The sequence below is a fragment of the Oceanospirillum sediminis genome, assembly GCF_014164585.1.
GTDB classification, from domain to species: domain Bacteria; phylum Pseudomonadota; class Gammaproteobacteria; order Pseudomonadales; family Halomonadaceae; genus Oceanospirillum; species Oceanospirillum sediminis.
The window spans coordinates 1-316 of record NZ_JACJFM010000328.1 but is presented as its reverse complement, the minus strand read 5'-3'; the positions used below and the strand labels follow the sequence as shown (position 1 = coordinate 316).

Below are 316 nucleotides of genomic sequence, written 5' to 3'. Positions count from 1 at the left end.
GTTTCCTACCAAAGCGTTTGCTACACTTGCTGCCCTTTTATCCATAACCCCAGAAACAGGCACACCATAGTGCTGATATCCTATTCGCCCAAAATCTTGTATACAGGAATAGAATCCTGCATTTAAAACCTTAATCATATAGCACCTCACTTTCTATTTGATACACCCCAGCATCAACCAAAACCTTAATATCTTCATATTCCTGGATTGAAACTGGATAAAATTTTAGGCTATCACCTGCATTAGCAAAACAGGGTTCAGATTTTGAACTATCAAAAAAATTAATCGGACAATTACCAATGATATGCCAACCACC

At 37.7% G+C, this 316-nt stretch carries 1 protein-coding gene and 1 pseudogene; both read right to left on the bottom strand.

All coding sequences use genetic code 11. From position 1 onward, the window contains the following. Positions 1-138 (bottom strand): annotated as a pseudogene (locus tag H4O21_RS28830) (KipI antagonist); the annotation flags it as partial. After that, positions 131-316, bottom strand: a 186-nt coding sequence (locus tag H4O21_RS28825; RefSeq protein ID WP_220495914.1) for a carboxyltransferase domain-containing protein, incomplete at its 5' end; no start/stop codon positions are given. The pseudogene H4O21_RS28830 and the gene H4O21_RS28825, both read right to left, overlap by 8 nt.